The 19,158-nt window shown below is 72.8% G+C and carries 15 protein-coding genes; 6 read left to right on the plus strand and 9 right to left on the minus strand.

Going from position 1 to position 19,158, the window contains the following annotated elements; all coding sequences use genetic code 11:
* The 4 genes from AB0878_RS29720 to AB0878_RS29735 all read right to left on the minus strand — a co-directional run.
* Nucleotides 1-527: iron-containing alcohol dehydrogenase (locus tag AB0878_RS29720; RefSeq protein ID WP_366583521.1), on the minus strand; the 527-nt coding region annotated here is incomplete at its 3' end.
* Nucleotides 528-637: 110 nt separating this feature from the next.
* A complete protein-coding gene (locus AB0878_RS29725) occupies nucleotides 638-1,522 on the minus strand; it encodes an AraC family transcriptional regulator (RefSeq protein ID WP_366583522.1) in 885 nt (294 codons plus the stop codon).
* Nucleotides 1,523-1,976: 454 nt separating this feature from the next.
* On the minus strand, nucleotides 1,977-2,801 hold the full coding sequence (locus tag AB0878_RS29730) for an NAD(P)-dependent oxidoreductase (protein WP_366583523.1): 825 nt from the start codon (nucleotides 2,799-2,801) through the stop codon (nucleotides 1,977-1,979).
* 43 nt (nucleotides 2,802-2,844) lie between these two features.
* Nucleotides 2,845-3,654: an IclR family transcriptional regulator gene (locus AB0878_RS29735; RefSeq protein ID WP_220241887.1), complete on the minus strand. Its 810-nt coding sequence runs from the start codon at nucleotides 3,652-3,654 to the stop codon at nucleotides 2,845-2,847.
* A 217-nt stretch (nucleotides 3,655-3,871) separates the two neighbouring features.
* On the opposite strand from AB0878_RS29735, the gene AB0878_RS29740 reads away from it, so the two are divergent.
* The 6 genes from AB0878_RS29740 (at nucleotide 3,872) to AB0878_RS29765 (ending at nucleotide 12,844) form a co-directional block, all read left to right on the plus strand.
* Entirely contained in the window at nucleotides 3,872-4,813 is a 942-nt protein-coding gene (locus AB0878_RS29740) for a 5-dehydro-4-deoxyglucarate dehydratase (protein WP_366583524.1), read from the plus strand.
* Nucleotides 4,810-6,066 (plus strand): glucarate dehydratase family protein, encoded by a 1,257-nt coding sequence (locus tag AB0878_RS29745; protein WP_366583525.1) that lies wholly within the window; start codon nucleotides 4,810-4,812, stop codon nucleotides 6,064-6,066. Before AB0878_RS29740 ends, AB0878_RS29745 begins: the two co-directional genes overlap by 4 nt.
* A 4-nt stretch (nucleotides 6,067-6,070) precedes the next feature.
* Nucleotides 6,071-7,219, plus strand: coding sequence for a hypothetical protein (locus AB0878_RS29750; RefSeq protein WP_366583526.1), 1,149 nt, complete (start codon nucleotides 6,071-6,073; stop codon nucleotides 7,217-7,219).
* A 4-nt stretch (nucleotides 7,220-7,223) separates the two neighbouring features.
* Complete coding sequence (locus AB0878_RS29755) at nucleotides 7,224-8,720, plus strand: aldehyde dehydrogenase (NADP(+)) (RefSeq protein ID WP_366583527.1); 1,497 nt, start codon at nucleotides 7,224-7,226, stop codon at nucleotides 8,718-8,720.
* 108 nt (nucleotides 8,721-8,828) lie between these two features.
* The gene (locus AB0878_RS29760; protein ID WP_366583528.1) at nucleotides 8,829-11,222 is read left to right on the plus strand and encodes a polysaccharide lyase 8 family protein; all 2,394 of its coding nucleotides are present in this window, start codon (nucleotides 8,829-8,831) and stop codon (nucleotides 11,220-11,222) included.
* Between the two features lie 146 nt (nucleotides 11,223-11,368).
* Nucleotides 11,369-12,844, plus strand: coding sequence for an NAD(P)/FAD-dependent oxidoreductase (locus AB0878_RS29765; RefSeq protein WP_366583685.1), 1,476 nt, complete (start codon nucleotides 11,369-11,371; stop codon nucleotides 12,842-12,844).
* A 67-nt stretch (nucleotides 12,845-12,911) separates the two neighbouring features.
* Here the strand turns inward: AB0878_RS29765 and rpmJ are convergent, their stop codons facing one another.
* From rpmJ to AB0878_RS29790, 5 genes are read right to left on the minus strand one after another with little or no spacing between them, the layout of a single operon-like run.
* On the minus strand, nucleotides 12,912-13,034 hold the full coding sequence (gene rpmJ / locus AB0878_RS29770) for a 50S ribosomal protein L36 (RefSeq protein ID WP_326836634.1): 123 nt from the start codon (nucleotides 13,032-13,034) through the stop codon (nucleotides 12,912-12,914).
* Nucleotides 13,035-13,094: 60 nt separating this feature from the next.
* Nucleotides 13,095-14,264, minus strand: coding sequence for a VWA domain-containing protein (locus AB0878_RS29775; RefSeq protein WP_366583529.1), 1,170 nt, complete (start codon nucleotides 14,262-14,264; stop codon nucleotides 13,095-13,097).
* Entirely contained in the window at nucleotides 14,261-16,441 is a 2,181-nt protein-coding gene (locus tag AB0878_RS29780) for a DUF5682 family protein (RefSeq protein WP_366583530.1), read from the minus strand. Before AB0878_RS29780 ends, AB0878_RS29775 begins: the two co-directional genes overlap by 4 nt.
* Nucleotides 16,438-17,523 (minus strand): AAA family ATPase, encoded by a 1,086-nt coding sequence (locus tag AB0878_RS29785; protein ID WP_366583531.1) that lies wholly within the window; start codon nucleotides 17,521-17,523, stop codon nucleotides 16,438-16,440. The genes AB0878_RS29780 and AB0878_RS29785 overlap by 4 nt, the downstream gene beginning before the upstream one ends.
* Nucleotides 17,520-18,962, minus strand: a complete 1,443-nt coding sequence (locus AB0878_RS29790; RefSeq protein WP_366583532.1) for a DUF5691 domain-containing protein — start codon at nucleotides 18,960-18,962, stop codon at nucleotides 17,520-17,522. Before AB0878_RS29790 ends, AB0878_RS29785 begins: the two co-directional genes overlap by 4 nt.
* Nucleotides 18,963-19,158 lie beyond the last annotated feature (196 nt).

Consider the following 19,158-nt stretch of genomic DNA (forward strand, 5'->3'; position numbering starts at 1 on the left):
GCCTCGACGGCGTGGGCCATGGCGTTGACGCCGCTGGTGAGTGACACCTGGACCGGCAGTTTCAGGGTGAGGTCGACGTCGTAGACGACGACCTCAGGCAGCACCTTGGGTGTGGTTTGCGTGGTTTTGCGTCCGTCGGCGGTCTCGCCGAGCACCGGGGTCATCTCGGAGCCGGCGTAGGTGGTGGGCACGATGATCTGCGGCAGATCCGTGCGCAACGCGATCGCCTTGGCCAGACCGGTCGTCGAGCCGCCGCCGATGGCGAGGACGCAGTCGACGTCGTTCTCGGTCACGACCTTGAGCGCGCGCTCGGTCACGTCCACGGGGGTGTGCATCGCGGCCTCGTCGAAGCGGGCGGCGAGCAGCGGGCCGAGCGAGTCGGCGACGCGGTCCGCAGGCCCGGCCAGCGGCGGGCTGCCCAGCAGCAGGACGCGGGTGGCGCCGAGGCGGCGCACCTCGTCGGGCAGCGAGGCGAGGGTGCCGCTGCCGAAGACGACCCGGGCCGGGTTCGCGGTGTAGCTGAACATCGTTGGTCCTTCCACGCGGGTGCCTCGAGTATCCGGATGTCGCCGCCCGGTTTCCTGCACGTTCCTGCCGCACAGGCAGCACGAAACGCGCGCGTCACCCGGAGGGGTGCTTATCCCTCGCGCCGCAGGGCGGCCGGAGTGGTACCGAGCTGCGTGCGCAGCACCCGCGTGAGGTGCTCCTGGTGTGAGAAGCCGCAGCCCGCCGCGATGTCGGCGATCGGGTCGCTGGACGTGCGCAGCAGCAGCCGGGCCTGCTCGACGCGCAGCTTCAGCAGGTACTGGTGCGGGGGCAGGCCGGTGCGGGCCTTGAAGCGGCGGGCGAACCGGCTCACGCTCAGCCCGGTCACGGCCGCGAGCTCCGGCAGCCCCAGGGGTTCCGCGAGCCGCTCGGTCATCAGGTCGCGCACGCGGCCGAACTGCCGGTCCGACAACGCGGCGGGCGCCGCCGGGGCCGGTTCGGCGGCGGTGCCCCCGGCCCGGTGGCGGCGGGCGAGGTGCGTGGCCACGAGGGCGCACAGCTGGTCGGCGTACGTGCGGGCGCTCGGCTCCCAGTCGCGGACCACGCCGTCGAGCGAGAGCAGGAGCTGCTCCAGCAGCGGGTCGACGGTGCCGAGCTCCTCCGAGAGCCGGATCGGCGTGTCGGTGCCCGCGGCCTCCTGCACGGCCGAGTCGGCGACGTACACGTGCAGCGTGTCGAGCTCCCCGCCCAGCTCCACGGACAGGTCCGCGTGCGAGGGCTGCAGGAACAGCCCACCGGCCGGCACGCGCCGGCTCTGCTCGCGGGGCGTACCGACCCGCCGGCGGACCGTCACGGGCCCGGCGAGGTGCAGGATCAGCTGGTGGGTCGGCGCGGCCCCGAACAGGCCGCGGTGGGGCCGCTCGTGCTGCTTCGACAGGTAGAGGTGCTCCCAGCCGAGACCGGCGCTGGTGCGTTCGGGCCGGATCCAGGGCAGCGCGAGGATGCCGTTGGTGTCGGCGGCCGAAAGCTCACCCACCCGCGCCCTCCTTGTCACGCCGTCTCCGAACACCACGAGTGTAGGCGCCCGCGCGGCTCCGCCGGACGCGTGAAGGCCCGCCGGGCAGGTCGGCGGGCCTTCACGGGCGGCTCGGGCTCTCGGACCGGTCGCGACACCCCGGTTCGGGGATGCGCGGGAGGTCCGTATCCGGGCGGTGCGCGGGCCGCTGGGGCCGCGGAGGTCGGCTGCCGAGCGGGCCTGACGTGGGTGGCTTGTGCAGGTTCAGTCGGTGACGCCGGGGCTCATGCCGACGCCCGCCGGCCGCGCCCGAAAGCGCGCACGTCCACGACCACGCTGCGTTCGGCCTGGCCCTCGCCACCGCGTCTGCTTCCGCGACCCGGCCGGTCCGTGGCGGAGCGGTTCGTACTTCCCGAACAGCACCGGCCTCCCCGGCCGAACGCTCGGCTGGGACAGCCCAGCCGAGCGAGCCGGCTCAGAGCGGGTTGAACTGCCCGAGCGGTGCGGTGCAGAACGGGCCGCCCACGAACTCGGCGGCAGCGCCCGTCGGGGCGGGCTTGCCGGCGAGCTGGTCGGCGTAGGTCTCGGCGTTGTCGAGGGACTTGTAGCCCAGCGCTTCGGCCTCGGCGAGCGAGTAGACGCGGCGGGTGTTGTCCGAGACGCCCCAGACCAGGCGGTAGCCGGGAGAGGGTGCGCTGAGGCAGGCCTCGAACAGGCGCGCGCCGTCGTCGGGGGAGAGCCAGGTGGTCAGGCCGCGCGGGCCGAGCGGCAGCGGTGTCTCGAAGCACGAGCCGATGCGGATCACGATCACGTCCATCGCGAACCGCGACGCGTACAGGCTGCCCAGCGACTCGATGGCCGCCTTGCTCACGCCGTAGTAGGTGTCGGGGCGCGGGCTCGAGTCCGCAGGCAGCCCGGCGGTACCGGCGTCGGCGTTGCGGCGGAAGCCCACGGCGTGGTTGCTCGACGCGAGGATCACCCGCTTGATCCCGGCTTCGCGGGCGGCTTCGAGCACGGTGTGGGTGCCGTTGATGTTGACGTCGAGCGTGGCTTCCCACGTGTTCTCGCGGCTGTGGCCGCCGAGGTGGATCAGGGCGTCGGCACCGGCGCAGGCCGCCGCCATCGCCTCGCGGTCGGTGACCGAGCCGGTCACGATCTCGACGGCCTCACCGGTCTCGGCCGGGGCCTGCTCGGCCAGGTCGAGCAGCCGCAGCACCCGGCCGGGCTTGCGCAGCCGCGGGCGCATCAGGGTGCCGACGATGCCTGCCGATCCGGTGATCAGCACGCGCTGGTCTGCCATGGGGTTCCTCTCGAAACGCTTCGCAACAGGGGAATGGCGGCGGTCAGCGGATGCCGGCCCGGCGCAGCTGCTGCCCGAGCTCGGCGGTCGTCTCGGCCAGGAGTTCGCCGACGCGCTGCACGTCGGCGTCGGTGACCTGGCCGACCGGCATCGAGCAGCTCATCGCGTCGGTGCCGGGGATGCGGTAGGGGATCACGGCGGCGACGCAGCGGACGCCGAGCGTGCCTTCCTCGATCTCGGCGGCGTAGCCGACTTCACGGGTGCGCGCGAGGTCGGCGTGGAGCTGCTCGCGAGTGGTGATGGTGTGCGGGGTGAGCGGCGGGAGCTTCGCCGGCATCAGCTCTTCGATCTCGTCGTGCGTCAGCTCGGCGAGCAGCGCCTTGCCCAGCGCCGTGGCGTGGGTGGGCAGCGTGCGGCCGACGCGCGAGACGAGGTGCGTCGAGTGCTGCGACTCGCGGGTCTCGAGGTACACGACCTCGGTGCCGTTGCGGCGCGCGAAGTGCGCGGTGAACCCGGTCTTCTCGCGGATGCGCTCCAGCGCCTCGGTGGCGAACGGGACGATCGCGTCGCGGTCGAGGTAGGCGGTGCCGCAGATCAGCGCGCGCACGCCGAGGCGGTAGCGCGCGGTGTTCGCGTCGGCTTCGAGCCAGCCGGCTTCCAGCAGCGTGCGCAGCAGGCCGTGGAGGCTGGAGCGCGGGAAGCCGGTGCGCGCGTGCAGGTCCGAGAGCGACAGCCACACGTCGTTGGCCGCGAACGTCTCGATGAGGTCGATGGCGCGCCGCGCGGACTTCACGCCCGCGCTCTCCGCACCGGGCGTCGCGATCCGCTCCGCGGTGGCCGGCTTCTGCGCCATGTGCGTCCTCCAACCGGGCCGTTGACTTGTGACTCCGGCCATATTAGCGTCCCGAACAGCATTCTTATGGATGAACATAATCAGCATAACAGACTCCATTCAAGAATGTGAACACCGGGGCGGTCTCGAGCGATCAGACGGCGGCGGTGGGATCGTCGAACCCGTGACCGGGCACGCCACCCGGACGCCCCGACGAGGACGGAAAGAGCAGAAACTGATGGCACAGCCCAAGATCGAGCTGGACGGCCTGCTGGCGTTCCCGCTGACGCCGTTCACCGAGGACCTCGAGGTGAACCTCGACGGGTTCGCGGAGAACGTGGAGAGCCACGTGGCCGCCGGCGCGGGGGCGTTGTTCGTCGCCTGCGGCACGGGCGAGTTCTCCTCGCTGTCGCCCGACGAGGTCGCGGCGCTGCTGGCGCGGGCGCGCGAAGTCGTGGCCGGGCGCGTGCCGGTGTGGGTCGGGGCGGGTGGCGGTGCGGCCGCCGCGCGCGCGGGCGTGGCCGCGGCGCAGGCCGGTGGCGCCGACGGGGTGCTGCTGCTGCCGCCGTACCTGGTGTCCGGGCCGCAGGCGGGGCTGGTCGATTTCGTGCGGTTCGCCGTGGGCGGCACGTCGGTGCCGGTGATCGTGTACCACCGCAGCACCGGGGTGTTCACGGCGCCGTCGGCGGCGCGGCTGCTCGACATCCCGTCGATCGTCGGGCTCAAGGACGGGTACGGCGACGCGGAGGTGATGACGCGCATCGTCACCACCATCCGGTCGCTGGGCACGCAGCGGTCCGCGGATTTCCTGTTCTTCAACGGGTTGCCGACGGCGGAGGTCTCCGCGAAGGCGTACGCGGCGATCGGCGTGGCGCGGTATTCCTCGGCGGTGCACTGCTTCGCGCCGGAGATCGCGCACCGCTTCCACCGTGCGCTGGCCGAGGGCGACACCGAGGTGATGGACACGTTGCTGGCCGGGTTCTACCTGCCGCTGGTGGCGTTGCGCGACGAGACGCCGGGCTTCGCGGTGTCGCTGGTCAAGGCCGCGGCGCGGTTGCGCGGGGACAAGGTCGGCACGGTCCGGCCGCCGCTGGTGGAGCCGACGACCGAGCAGATCGACCGGCTCGGCGGGATCGTCGAGCGCGGGTTCGAGGTGCTCAAGGGGATCGAGGGCCGATGAAGATCCGGGATGTGGTGCTCACGCCCGTCGCGTTCGCGGATCCGCCGCTGCTGAACGTGATGGGGGTGCACGAGCCGTTCGCGTTGCGCAGCGTCGTGCAGGTGGTGTGCGACGACGGGGTCGTCGGCCTGGGCGAGTCCTACGGCGACGCGGCGTTTCTGGGTGAGGTGCGCAAGGTCGTGCCGGAGCTGGCCGGGCACGACGTGTTCGACCTGCCGGGGTTGAAGCAGATCGTGACGCGCGTACTGGCCGGGACGGTGCTGACGGACGAGCACGGGCTGATCGGCGGGTTCTCCATCCGCAAGACGATCGCCAGTGTGTATTCGCTGTTCGAGGTCGCGTGTCTGGACGCGCAGGGGCAGGTGCTGGGGCGTCCGGTGGTCGATCTGCTGGGCGGCAAGGCTCGCGACGCCGTGGATTTCTCCGCGTACCTCTTCTACAAGTACGGCGCGCACGTCGGGGCCGAGGCGGATTCCTGGGGCGAGGTGGTCACGCCGGAAACGCTCGTCGGCGAAGCGCAGCGGATGGTCGAGCAGTACGGATTCCGCTCGATCAAGCTCAAGGGCGGCGTGTTCGAGCCGGACCAGGAGATCGAGGGCATCCGCGCGTTGGCCGAGGCGTTTCCCGGGCACCCGTTGCGGATCGACCCGAACGCCGCGTGGACCGTCGAAACGAGCATCCGCGTGGCCCGGGAGCTCGACGGCGTGCTGGAGTACCTCGAAGACCCGACGCCGGGCATCGAGGGCATGGCCCGGGTCGCCGCCGAGGCGAGCATGCCGTTGGCCACCAACATGTGCGTGGTCAACTTCGGCGACATCGAGCCCGCGTTCCGCGCCCGCGCGATCGGGGTTCTCCTGTCGGACCACCACTTCTGGGGCGGGATGCGCGACACCCAGGCGCTGTCGGTCCTGTGCGAGACCTTCGGGGTCGGGCTGTCGATGCACTCCAACAGCCACCTCGGCATCAGCCTGGCCGCGATGGTCCACGTGGCCGCGGCGACGCCGCACCTGACCTACGCGTGTGACACGCACTGGCCGTGGAAGACCACCGACGTGATCGTGCCCGGGGTACTGGATTTCATCGAGGGCGCGGTGGCGGTGCCGGACAAGCCGGGGCTGGGCATCGAGCTGGATCAGGACGCGCTGGCCCGCGCGCACGAGGACTACGTCCGATGTGGACTGACGAAACGGGACGACGTGACCTACATGCGCTCCTACGTACCGGACTTCGCCCCCAACGCGGCCCGGTGGTGATCCCGTGAAGGTGACCGGATACGCCTACTCCTGGGACGTCCTCGGCGATCCCGGCTTCGTGGAGCGCGTGCAGGACCTGGAGGTGGACGAGGTCGCCGTGGCGCTGACCTACCACAGCGCCCGGGCCGCCACGCCGTACTCCGCCGAGCGCACCTCGGTGATCGCGCGCACGGCGGCGAGCTACCGGCCCGTGCGCGACGAAGCGTGGCAGGGCCGGGAGCTGCGTCCGTCCACTCCGGACTGGGTCGCGCGGCCCGACAGCGGCGGCGACGCCGTGCGCCTGCTCAACGCCGCCGGGATTCCCGCCGCCGCCTGGATCGTGCTCACGCACAACTCGCAGCTGGGCACGGCTTTTCCGCAGTACACCGTGCAGAACTGCTTCGGCGACTCCTATCCGTGGGCGCTGTGCCCGGCTCAGCCCGCCGTGCGCGAGTACGCCGCGACACTGACGGCCGAGGCCGTGGCGGGCCTGGAGCTCTCGTCGGTGATCCTGGAGGCGTGCGGCCCGCTCGGCGCGGTGCACCAGCACCAGCACGAGAAGACCGACGGCGTGTGGGCGCCGGGCGTGGCGCGGCTGCTGTCGATCTGCTGCTGCACCGCGTGCGGCGAGGGCTGGACCGGTCTCGACGCCGCCGAGGTGCGCGAGACACTGCGCACGGAGGTCCGCAGGCTGCTCGACACGGCCGACCTCACCGTGACCGCGGACCGGCTGCCGGCCGCGCTCAAGGACATCGTGCTCGCCGGACGTCAGCGCGCCACCGACGCGTTGCGCGCCGCGGTGCTCGCCGAGCTGGCGCCGGGCACGCGGATCGTGCTGCACGGCGCGCTCGACCCGTGGGTCACCGGCGCGCTGCCGGGCCTCACGCCGACCGCGGCCGGCGACGCCGCCGTGGTCGTGCTGCAGAACTGGGCGCCGGGCCAGGGCAGCGTCGACGCCGTGGCCGCGGCCCGCCGGGCGCTGCCCGAGAACGTCGCGGTGGGCAGCTACATCACCGCCGTCGCAGCGAGCCCCGTGCCCGACATCGACGCGTACGTGACCGAGCTCGGCAAGGCCGGCGCGGCCGAGCTGCACCTCTACCATCTGGGCTTGGCGGGTCCCGGCCGGTGGCCGGACCTGCACGCGGCCACGGCGGCCGCACACAGCCTGCCCTGAAACCGTGCCCGACCCTGAGCGATCCACCGAGGAGACACGTTCCACCATGAGCCGAGAAACCTCCGCACCGGAGCTCGAGCGCACCCTCGCCGCCGCGGCCGCGGCCGCCCGCCCGTTCGCGGCGAGCACGCCCGCCGAGCGCGCCCGCTGGCTCGAAGCCGCCGCCGACGCTCTTGACGCCGAAGCCGAGGAGCTGATCGCCCTCGCCCACACCGAGACCCACCTGCCCGCCGCGCCGCGCCTGAAGGGCGAGCTCGCCCGCACCACGTTCCAGCTGCGGCTGTTCGGCCAGGTCCTGCGCGACGGCGCGTTCCTCGGGGCCACCGTCGACCACGCCGACGCCGAATGGCCCATGGGCCCGCGCCCCGACATCCGCCGGGTGCTCGTGCCGATCGGCCCGACGCTGGTGTTCGCGGCCAGCAACTTCCCGTTCGCGTTCAGCGTCGCGGGTGGCGACACGGCGTCCGCGCTGGCCGCGGGCTGCCCGGTGATCCTCAAGGCGCACCCGGGCCACGAGGAGCTGTCCACGCGCACGGGCGAGATCGTCGTCGGCGCGCTCGCCGCCGCCGGGGCGCCCGCGGGTGTGTTCGCCGTGATCCACGGGTTCGAGCAGGGCGTGACCGCGCTCAAGGACCCGCGCGTCCAGGCCGCGTCGTTCACCGGCTCCGTGCCGGGTGGGCGCGCGCTGTTCGACATCGCCGTCTCGCGGCCCACGCCGATCCCGTTCTACGGCGAGCTCGGCAGCGTGAACCCGGTCGTCGTCACGCCGGGCGCGGTCGCCCAGCGCGGCGAGGCCGTGGCGAAGGCGTACGCGGGGTCGTTCAGCCTCGGGGCCGGCCAGTTCTGCACGAAGCCGGGCCTGTTGTTCCTGCCGGAGGGCCACGGTCTCGACGACGTGCTGCGCGAAGCCGTCGGCGCCGTCGCGGGCCAGCCGATGCTCAACGAGCGCATCGCGCAGGGCTTCGCGCACAAGCTCTCCGAGCTGCGCCAGGCGCCGGGCGTGACCACGGTGGTCGACGGCACGCATCAGGGCGAGTCGTTCACCCCGAGCCTGCTCTCGACCACGGCCAAGGAGTTCCTGGCCGGCGGCGAAGCGGTGCGCGAGGAGCACTTCGGTCCCGCGTCGCTCATCGTCACCTACAGCGACGCCGACGAGCTCATCGGCGTGCTCGACACGCTGGAGCCGGGCCTGACCGCGACGGTGCAGGGCGAAGCCGACGAGGCCGACTACGTCCGCCCGCTGCTGCCCGCGCTGACCCGTTTGGCCGGGCGGCTGCTGTGGAACGACTGGCCCACCGGCGTCACGGTGAGCTGGGCGCAGCAGCACGGCGGCCCGTACCCGGCCACCACCGCGCCCACCAGCACGTCGGTCGGCACCGCCGCCATCGAGCGGTTCCTGCGCCCGGTCGCGTGGCAGGGCTTCCCCGACGCGCTGCTGCCCGAGCCGCTGCAGGAGGACAACCCGTGGCAGCTGCCGCGGCGCACGGACGGAGCGCGCTGACCGGTTTTCCCGCCTGAGTTTTCCGCGGCGTCACCACAACTGAATTCCCCTTCGAGGTCCCCGAAAATCCCGCAAGCCAAGGACGTCTTGATCCTGGGAGGCATTGTCATGCCCGTAAACCGGAGAACTGCCCTGCGCGGCGGCGCCGTCGCGGCCGCCTCGGTGGCCCTGACCGCCGCCGCGCACCCCGCTCTTGCCGCGGGCGCCGTCGCGGCGGGTTCCGTGCCCGCCGCGAACGGTGCGGCCACGGATCCGCTGAAAGCGATCGTGGCCGGCTACCGCGAGCTGCAGACTGGGATCAACCGGCCGTCACCGGAGCGCACGGCCGCGCTGAAGAACCTCGGCCGCGTCGCGAAGGCCTACAACGACACGATGACCGTCACCGGCGGTCCACTGTGGACCGACCTGCCGCTCGGACCGGGCAGCGACTACACCACGTCGATGTACGCGCGGCTGCGCGCCATCGCCGTCGACTGGGGTACGCCGGGCGGCACGCTCTCGGGCGACCCGCAGGTGCTCGACCGCATCAAGAAGGCGCTCGAGCTGATCTACGCCAGCCAGTACAACCCGCAGGTCGGCGAGATCGGCAACTGGTACACCTACGAAATCGGCGTGCCGTACTACGTACTGCACACCCTCGTCACGGTCGCCGACGAGCTGACGGCCGACGAGCTCGCGCGCTACGTCAGCCCGATCAAGCGGTTCGTGGGCAACCCCAACGTGCGGGCCAACAGCCCGGGCACGGTCGAGACCGGCGCCAACCGCGCCGACAAGGCCCTGATCTCCATCGTCTCCGGCGCGCTCATCGGCGACACCGCGTGGATCAAGACGGGCATCGACGCACTCACCGACGTCGCCGGCGGCGGCGCGGCGAGCCTCGTGGCCAAACTGGACAAGGCCGGCAGCGACGGCTTCCACGTGGACGGCTCGTTCATCCAGCACGACACCATCCCGTACCCCGGGCACTACGGCATCGTGCTGCTGACCGCGCTCTCCGGCGCGATCCATGTGACCGAGGGCACCGAGTACGCACTGCCCGAGGATCTCAAGCAGAAGATCTACGCGCTCGTGCCCGACACCTTCGCCCCGTTCGTCTACGCGGGCGCGCTGATGGAGCCTGTGCGCGGGCGGATGCTCTCGCGCCAGGGCGAGACCGGCCACGACATCGGGCACCAGCTCACCGTCGCCACGCTCGTGCTGGCGCGCGCGGCCACCGGTGCGGCCAAAGCCGAGCTGTCGGGCCTCGCGGCGAAGTGGATCTCCGAAGGCACCTACGCGCCGTTCCTGGAGATCCCCGACCCGGAGCGGTTCGCGCCCGGCCCGGATCTCGTGGCGACGCCGGGCATCGAGTTCGCGCAGGAGATGCTCGCGACCCACGTGCGGCCGACGCCGATCACGGCGACGCACCGGATCTTCGGCCAGCAGGACCGGATGCTGCACGTGACCGAAGGCTGGTCGAGCTCGCTCGCGGTGGGGTCCACCCGGATCTCGCGCTACGAGTCGATCAACGGCATGAACCAGCACGGCTGGTACGTCGGCGACGGCGTGCTCTACCTGTTCCTGCCGAACGCCAAGGGCCACTACTCCGACGCCTACTGGCCGACCGTCGACCCGCTGCTGCTGCCGGGCGCCACCACCAAAGCCGGACCGACGGGCGCGCTGCAGTCCACGCCGATGTCGACGAAGGCCCACGTCGGCGGCGTGCGCTGGGACGCGCGCCACGGCGCGTACGCGATGGACTTCGTGTCGCTCGACGGCACGCTCACCGCGAAGAAGTCGTGGTTCTTCACCCCGGCGGGCGTCGTCTGCCTCGGCGCGGGAATCACCGACACGTCGGGGCAGCAGGTGCGGACCACCATCGAGAACCGCAGCCTGGGGGAGAACGGCCGGGGCACGCTGCTGGCCGACGCACGGCTCGTGTCGTCCGCGCCGGGGCGCACGACGTCGCTGCGCAACCCGCGCTGGTTGCACCTCGACGGTGCCGCCGGGAACGTCGCCGGCTACGTGCTGCTCGACAAGGCCGAGGTGACCGCGCTGCGCGAGGACCGCACCGGTGCGTGGCGCGACATCGACACGGGCGCGAACACCAAGGGCACAACCGATCCGTACACGCGGCGTTACCAGAAGCTGGTGATCGAGCACGGAGTGAAGCCGTCGGACGCGAAGTACGCGTACGCGGTGTTGCCCGCGGCTTCGGTGGTGAGCACCGTCGCTTCGGTGCTGGCATGGCGAGTGCGGGCGAACACAGCCGCCGTTCAGGCGATTCGGCTGTGGGACAACACACTCCTCGCGAACTTCTACAAGGCGGATACTGTAGATGAGGTGACTGTCTCAGGTCCGGCTTCGGTGGCCCTGGGACGCAGCGGCTCGGGCTGGCAGCTCGCCGTCTCGGATCCGACGCAGTCGCAGGACAGCGTGAGGGTGACGGTGCGGCGCCAGACCGTGGAGGTCCCGTTGAAGGGCACCTTCGGCGCGACCCAGGTGGTGCACCTGCCGCGCTGACCCCAGGTTTCCCTGCCGGGCCGGTGATTCCCCGCCCGGCCCGGCAGGGCCCCACTTCCGAATCTCGTTCTGCCCGTGCCCGGCGGAAAAGCGCATTCCGACGGTACGATCTCGGGAACACACTCGAGCCGGGGAGAGTGATCACGATCGCCACGCACGTCGACGTCCTCGTGGTGGGTGCGGGGTTGTCCGGGATCGGGGCGGCGTGCCGCCTCCAGCTTCGGACCCCCGGCAAGACGTACGCGATCCTGGAGGCCCGCGACTCGATCGGCGGGACCTGGGACCTCTTCCGCTACCCGGGCATCCGGTCCGACTCGGACATGTTCACGCTCGGTTACCCGTTCCGGCCGTGGAAGGACCCGAAGGCCATCGCCGACGGGCCCTCGATCCTCGGCTACATCCGCGCCACGGCCGAGGCCTACGGCGTCGAGCGCCACATCCGCTTCGGGCACCGCGTGGTGTCCGCTTCGTGGTCCTCGGCCGAGGCCCGCTGGACGGTGGAGGCCGAGCACGACGGCTCGACGGTCACGTACACGTGCTCGTTCCTGTACCTGTGCAGCGGCTACTACAGCTACGACAGCGGCCACGTCGTCGACTTCCCCGGTCGCGAGGACTTCGCCGGCGAGATCGTGCACCCGCAGCACTGGCCCGCGGACCTGGACTACGCGGGCAAGAACGTGGTGGTGATCGGCAGCGGCGCCACCGCCGTGACGCTGGTGCCGGCGTTGGCGCCCGAAGCGGCTTCGGTGACCATGCTGCAGCGCTCGCCGAGCTACGTCGTCGCGCGCCCCGGAGCCGACGCGCTCGCCGACCGCCTGCGGGCCGTACTGCCGGAGAACCTGGCGCACCGGCTGGTGCGCGGCAAGAACGTGGTGATGGGCACGCTGTTCTTCCAGCTCATGCGCCGCCTGCCCGAGCGCGCGGCCGCGGTCTTGCGCGACGGCGTCGCGAAGCAGCTGCCGCCGTCCATCCCCGTCGACCCGCACTTCGTGCCCGACTACAACCCGTGGGACCAGCGCCTGTGCCTGGTGCCCGACGCCGACCTGTTCCGCGCGCTGCGCAGCGGCAAGACAGACGTGGTCACCGACCACATCAGCCGCTTCACCCCGGACGGCATCCGGCTTGAGTCCGGCCGCGAGCTGCCCGCCGACATCATCGTCACCGCGACCGGCCTGCGGATGGTCGCGTTCGGGCAGGTCGCGCTGACCGTCGACGGCCGCGAAATCAACCCGGGCGAGCAACTCGTCTACAAGGGCATGATGTTCGGCGGCATCCCCAACCTGGCGTGGTGCGTGGGCTACACCAACAACTCGTGGACGCTGCGCGCCGACCTGGCCTCGCAGTACGTCTGCCGGCTGATCTCGCACATGGACCGCCACGGCTACGTCGCGTGCGCCCCGGACCCGGGCCGCGCCCCGACCACGGGCCTGCGCCCGGTCGTCGACCTGATGTCGGGCTACATCAAACGGGCCACTCCGGCCCTGCCGAAACAGGGCGGGCGCCGCCCGTGGGTGATGCGCCAGAACTACCTGCTGGACCTGGCCGACATGCGCCTCAACCGGCTCGACGACGGCGTCATGGCCTTCCGCCGGGCGGACGAACGCATCCCGGCGCCGGCCTGAGGCCGCGGCCGAGCACAAAAAAGGGGCGCCACCCACCTGAGGTGGATGGCGCCCGACGCTGTGCAGCTCAGCCCTGGCGAGCCTTGTTCCGCGGGTTGTCACGGTTGATCACGAGGACCTTGCCGTGCCTGCGGATGACCTGCGCCCCCTGCTGGCGAGCCAGCGACCTGACCGACGCGCGAACCTTCATGGCTACCCGTCCTCTCTTCGAAGTCTCGTTCTGTCTTCTCCAACCAGATGACCGGTCGGTTTAATCCCCGCTCGCGGTGGCGGCGCTCACCCAGCGGCCGAGGTCCTCGCGGCGCAGGGCCGCGGCCATCAGCTCCGGGAACAGGTCCGGGGTGCACGCGAAGGCCGGCACGCCGAGCTCGGCCAGGGCGGCGGCGTTCTCGTGGTCGTAGAACGGCGCGCCGGAGTCCGAGAGTGCCAGCAGGGTCACGACCTGCACGCCCGAGCCGACCAGCTCGCCGACGCGGCGCAGCAGCTCGTCGCGTACGCCGCCCTCGTAGAGGTCGCTGATGAGCACCAGCAGCGTCTGCTCGGGACGCTCGACGAGGCCCTGGCAGTAGGTGATGGCGCGGTTGATGTCGGTGCCGCCGCCGAGCTGGGTGCCGAAGAGGAGCTCCACGGGGTCGTCGAGGTGCTCGGTGAGGTCCACCACGGCCGTGTCGAACGCGACGAACTTCGTGCTCAGCGCCCGCATCGAGGCGAGTACGGCGCCGAACAGGCCCGAGTAGACCACCGACTCCGCCATCGACCCCGACTGGTCCACGGCCAGGATCACCTCGCGCTGCACGCTGTGCTGCCGCCGGCCGAAGCCGACCAGCCGCTCGGGCACGATGGTCTTCAGCTCGGGGGAGTAGTGCTTCAGGTTCGTGCGCACGGTGCGGGCCCAGTCGATGTCCGCGGCGCGCGGGCGCTGCGTGTGGGCGGCCCGGTCGAGCGCGCCCCGGATCGCCGCGCGGGTGGGCTCGGCCAGCCGTTCCTCGAGCTCGGCCACGACCGTGCGCACGACCGAGCGCGCCGTCTCCTTCGTCTCCTCGGGCAGCACGCCGTTGAGCGACAGCAGCGTGCCGACCAGGTGCACGTCGGGCTCGACCGCGCTCAGCAGTTCGGGCTCCATGAGCATGCGGGTGAGCCCGAGGCGGTCGACGGCGTCGCGCTGCATCACCTGCACGACCGAACCCGGGAAGTACCGCCGGATGTCGCCGAGCCAGCGGGCGACGCGCGGCGCCGAGGAGTTCAGGGTCGCGCCGCGGCGGTCGCCCGAGCGGACGGACTCCTCGCGTCGGTCGTAGAGGGCCGCGAGCACGGCGTCGAGGCCACTGTCCTCTTCGGACAGTGAGCGGCCGGTGCCGTCCGCGCCGCCGCCGAGCACGAGGCGCCAGCGGCGCAGGCGGTCGGGGTCCGGGGTGGTCATGACGCCGCTCCGAGAAGGGTCGCGAGCACGGGCAGGGCACTGCGGGCACGGATCTCGTCCAGCTCGTCGGCGACGGAGCGGGCCGCGGGGGCGCCGCCGGAGAGGCCGGCCGCGCGTTCGCCGATGGCGCGTTTCTCCGGGCCGGCGAAGGCGCCGAAAGTGCGGCGCAGCAAGGGAAGCACTTCGGTGAACACGTCGGACGGGATGGTGCCCAGCCAGGTGTCGACGACTCGCAGCATGCGCTCGTCGTGGACCAGCAGGAGCGCGCCGCCCGCGAAGAAGCCCTCGACGTACGCCGCACCCGCGGCCGGCTCGACACCCGGGGTGAGCGCGCGGCCCAGGCGCAGCTCGACTTCCGCACTGTCGAACAGGTCGGCGTCGTGCAGCAGCCGCACGACGCGCCCGGCCAGCAGCGGCGGCAGGGAGTCGCGGCCGGCGAGCTTGCGCAGGGCGGTGAGCCAGCGGTCGCGCGCCGCGTCGCCGAGGAGCGTGGTGGCTTCGTGGACGTTGTCGACCAGGTCGCAGAACTTCCGGGCCGCGTCGTCGTCGATGCCGTGAACGGCCGGCGGCAGCCCGGCGCACACGCGGGTGAGCAGGCGGTCCGCGACCTCCCGCAGCTGCGCGGTGTCCGTGCCGCGGACGTCGCCGTAGCGGGTGGAGCGGGCCAGCGGGGGCAGCGAGGTCATCAGGTCGGCGACGTCGGTGTCGGCAGCCGCGCGGGCGTCGAGCGCGGTCAGCACCTCCGGCAGCGCGTCGCCGAGGCCGCCCAGCAGGCAGCCCTCGACAGCCGTGGTGATGTCGGCGAGCGGCGGCTTGCCTGCCATGGCCTCGCGTACGCGGGCCGAGGCCGCCGAGGCGACCGTGGTGCCGTGGACGGCGGCGGCGACCAGGTCGACCTCGAAGCCCGGCTCCCAGCACAGCGTCCACGTCTCGCGGAAGGTGCCCTTGCTGCGCGTCGCCGATATTTCCGGGCTGCCCCAAGGGATGTCGAGCAGGCGCAGCCGGTGCAGCAGCCGTGAGCGGTCGAGGCCGCCGGGCGTGCGCAGGTCGAGGTCGAGCTCGCGCGCGGTCGGCTCGCGCTTGAGCCGCAGCCGGCGCGCGGTCGCGATCAGGTCGGCGGCGAGCGGAGCCTGCGGCACGGTTTCGGGGACTTCGCCGAGGCGTTCGCCGACGACGAGCTTGCGCGTGACGAGGTCGGCCTGCACGTCGTCGCCCGAGCACAGCACCGAGCGCGTGGCGGCGTCGACTTCCGCCAGCCCCGCCGAGGACCGGCCGCGCAGCGCGGCCAGCGTTTCGGCCAGCCGCACCGCCTCGATCACGTGCGCCGTCGAGACCGGCAGGTCCTCCTCGCGCAGCACCCCGGCGACGGCGGTGAGCCAGCGGGCGGTGACGTCGTCGGCCGTGGTGAACAGGTGGTGGTACCAGCCGGGCGAGCGCACGCCCGCGCCGTAGCCGCTCGCCGTGGCGAGCCGGCCGTGGGTCCACGGCACCCACGTGCAGACGACCTTGCGCTTGGGCAGTCCTTTGAGGACGGTCTGGTCACGGCTCGCCGGAGGCAGCGGATCGGCCAGCGCCGGCACGTGCCACGCACCGCACACCACGGCGATGCGCTCGAAGCCTTCCTTGCGTGTCTTGCGCAGCACGCCGCGCATGTACGCCTCGCGGCGCTGCTCGTGGAGGTCCGGCGGGCGATCGTCCTCACGCAGCGCGGTCATCGCCTCCGCGATCACCTCGAACGGCGACTCCCCGCCGCGCCGCGATTCCACGACGTCGTCCCACCAGCGCTCGGGGTCGTCGTACCCGCCCGCGGCGGCCAGCTCGGCGAGCGGGTCGCCGCGCGGCACGCGGTCCTCGTCGCCGAGCGCGAACTGGTGCGCGGCCGGCAGGTCGCAGAACCGCACCGGCACCCCGGCTTCCGCGGCGTAGCGCAGGGCCTGCCACTCGGGGCTGAACACCGCGAACGGCCAGAACGCCGCGCGCGACACGTCGTCGGCCGCGTATGCGAGCAGCGCGACGGGCGGCCGCATGTCCTCGTCGGCCGCCAGGTCCACGAGCTGGTCGGCTTCGGGCGGGCCCTCGATGAGCACCACGTCGGGCTCCAGCTCGGCGAGCCTCGAGGCCACCGCCCGAGCCGAACCCGGCCCGTGGTGCCGGATCCCGAGCAGGTGCGTGGTCATCCGCTGATCTCCTGCCCCGCGCGGTAGAAGTCGGCCCAGCCGTCGCGTTCGCGGACCACGGTCTCGAGGTACTCGATCCAGATCGCGCGGTCGGCGACCGGGTCCTTCACCACGGCGCCGTGGATGCCGGCCGCGACGTCCTGCGCCCGCAGCACGCCGTCGCCGAAGTGCGCGGCGAGCGCGAGGCCACCGGTGAGGACGCTGATCGCCTCGGCCGTCGACAACGTGCCCGACGGGGTCTTGACCGCCGTGCGCCCGTCTTCGGTGCGGCCGGCGCGCAGCTCGCGGAACACCGTGACTACGCGGCGGATCTCGGTCAGCTCGGCGGCTTCGGCCGGCAGGGCGAGCGAGGCGCCCAGCTGCGCGACCCGGCGGGTGACGATCTCCACCTCGGCCTCGGCGGTGTCCGGCAGCGGCAGCACGACGGTGTTGAACCGGCGGCGCAACGCGCTCGACAGCTCGTTCACGCCTTTGTCGCGGTTGTTCGCGGTGGCCACGAGCGTGAAGCCGGGGCGCGCCTGCACCTCGGTGCCCAGCTCGGGCACGGGCAGGGTTTTCTCCGACAGGACGGTGATCAGCGAGTCCTGCACGTCGGCCGGGATGCGGGTGAGCTCCTCGAGCCGGGCCACCTTGCCGTCGCGCATCGCGCGCAGGATGGGGCTTTCCACCAGCGCCTGCTCGCTCGGGCCCTCGGCGATCAGGCGGGCGTAGTTCCAGCCGTAGCGGATCTGCTCTTCGGCCGTGCCCGCCGTGCCCTGCACGAGCAGCGTGGAGTCGCCGCTGATGGCGGCGGCGAGGTGCTCCGACACCCAGGTCTTGGCCGTGCCCGGCACGCCGAGCAGCAGCAGGGCGCGATCGGTGGCGAGCGTCGCGACGGCGACCTCGATCAGCCGGCGCGGGCCGACGTACTTCGGGCTGATCTCGGTGCCGTCGGGCAGCGTGCCGCCCAGCAGGTACGTGACCACGGCCCACGGCGACAGCAGCCACGACGGCGGCTTCGTGCGGTCGTCGGCCGCGGCCAGCGCGGCCAGTTCACCGGCGTACTCCTGCTCGGCGTGGGGCCGGAGGACCGCGGACGTCATGAGAGCTCCTCGTGCATTTCGCGGCGGAAAGTCAGCGTTTCGGCCACGGCCCGCCGCCACGGGGCGGCTTCGCCGGGCTGGGGGATCAGGGACAGCCGGTGGCGCAGGCACGCCGGCGGCACGGCCTTGGCGATGAGCGCGGCGGCGTGGGCCACGAGCCGGTGGTCCTGCTGCGCGGCGACCCAGTCGAGCAGCACCCGGCCCAGCTCCTCGGGCCACGGTTGCGGCAGGTCGAGGATCAGCCTCGTGAGCGCTTCGACCTGCAGGCCGCGCGCCAGCTTCGCGACGGTGGCGGCCTGCTTCTCCGGCGCCAGCACCCCGACGAGCGCCGCCGTCGCCCGGCCGCCCGGTTCGGCTTCGACGAGCGCCTGTGCCCACGCTTCGTCGCGTTGCCGGATCGCCGCCGTGGCCCAGCTTTCGCGCACCACGGCGAGCGGGCAACCTTCGACGAGCATGCCCACGAGGTCGCCCGGCGTGCCGAACTCCGCCCAGAACTCCAGGGGAGTGGCGGCGATGATCGCCCGCAGCCGCGCGGTGTCCTGCCCGGGCCCGTGGGGCACGCGGACGCCGTCGCGCACTAGCGAGTCGTCCGGCCCCGGCAGCGTGACCTGCAGGACGTCGGCCCGCAGCGATCGGCTGCGCACGGTGACGCACTCCCGCAGCCGCGCCGCCATCCGCTTGCCGAGCCCGGTGCCGGGCAGCCCGCCGAGCAGCCGCACGGCGGTGTCGCGCACCGCCGCCGCGCGGTCGGCGAGGGCCGCGTCGAGGAACGGCTCGTCTTCCTGCGTGAGGTGGCGGCCCAGCAAGGCGAGGAACACCACGCGCAGGTCGGCGGGCTCCGTGCGCCACGTCGCGGTGAGCGCCGCGCGCGCCGCCGCGGGATCCTGCGCGAGCGCTCGTTCGAACCATGCCTGGCGCCGCGCGGGAGTGCCGAACTGCCACGCGTCGTCGCTGTCGTCCTCGACCTCGGCGACCAGGAATGCCCAGTCGGTGTTGCGCGCACCCAGCCACGCCCCGACCGGCCCCGCCACCTCCGCGAGCGGCGCCCGCAACGACACCCGCGCCCGCGCCGCGTCCGCCAGCGCCGGCACCAGCTCCGGGGCCACCCGGAACCCCCGTTCGGCCGCCGTCTGCAGCCACTCCTCGAGCAGCTCGGGCCGGTTCGCGTGCAGCAACCGCGCCAGCCGCTCCCGCGCGAGCGGCGGCACGAACCTCCGGCCGTCGGGCTTGGCCGGCTCTTCGCGGTGCGCGTTCGCCACGGGCAACCGGCCCGCCCGGCGGTAGTTGGTGAGCAGCGCCGCCGTGACGAGCACGGCGTCGGCCTGGTCCCCGGCCTTGCCCGCAACCTCCCGCACCTCGTCCGGCAACCCACTCACGTCCAGCCCCCGGCGGCGCGTGCCCAGCAGAGCCGTGCCGACCAGGTCTTCCCACGCCTTCATCGGCCCATCACCGCCTCGGCCTTCCCGCCGTTCCCCGAAGCCAGCCGACGCACGCGCCACCGCGCGGCCGCGGGGTGGGTGATCGATCGCGCCGGGAACGGCGCGCGGGCGTTCGGGCGAAGTCTTGGCGTGGCCGGGTTCGTGAGGCGACAAGGCCGCGTCCCCGGCACCGGGCGTCGGCGTCGTGTGGGCAGGT

The sequence above is a fragment of the Amycolatopsis sp. NPDC047767 genome (assembly GCF_040704195.1).
Taxonomy (GTDB): domain Bacteria; phylum Actinomycetota; class Actinomycetes; order Mycobacteriales; family Pseudonocardiaceae; genus Amycolatopsis.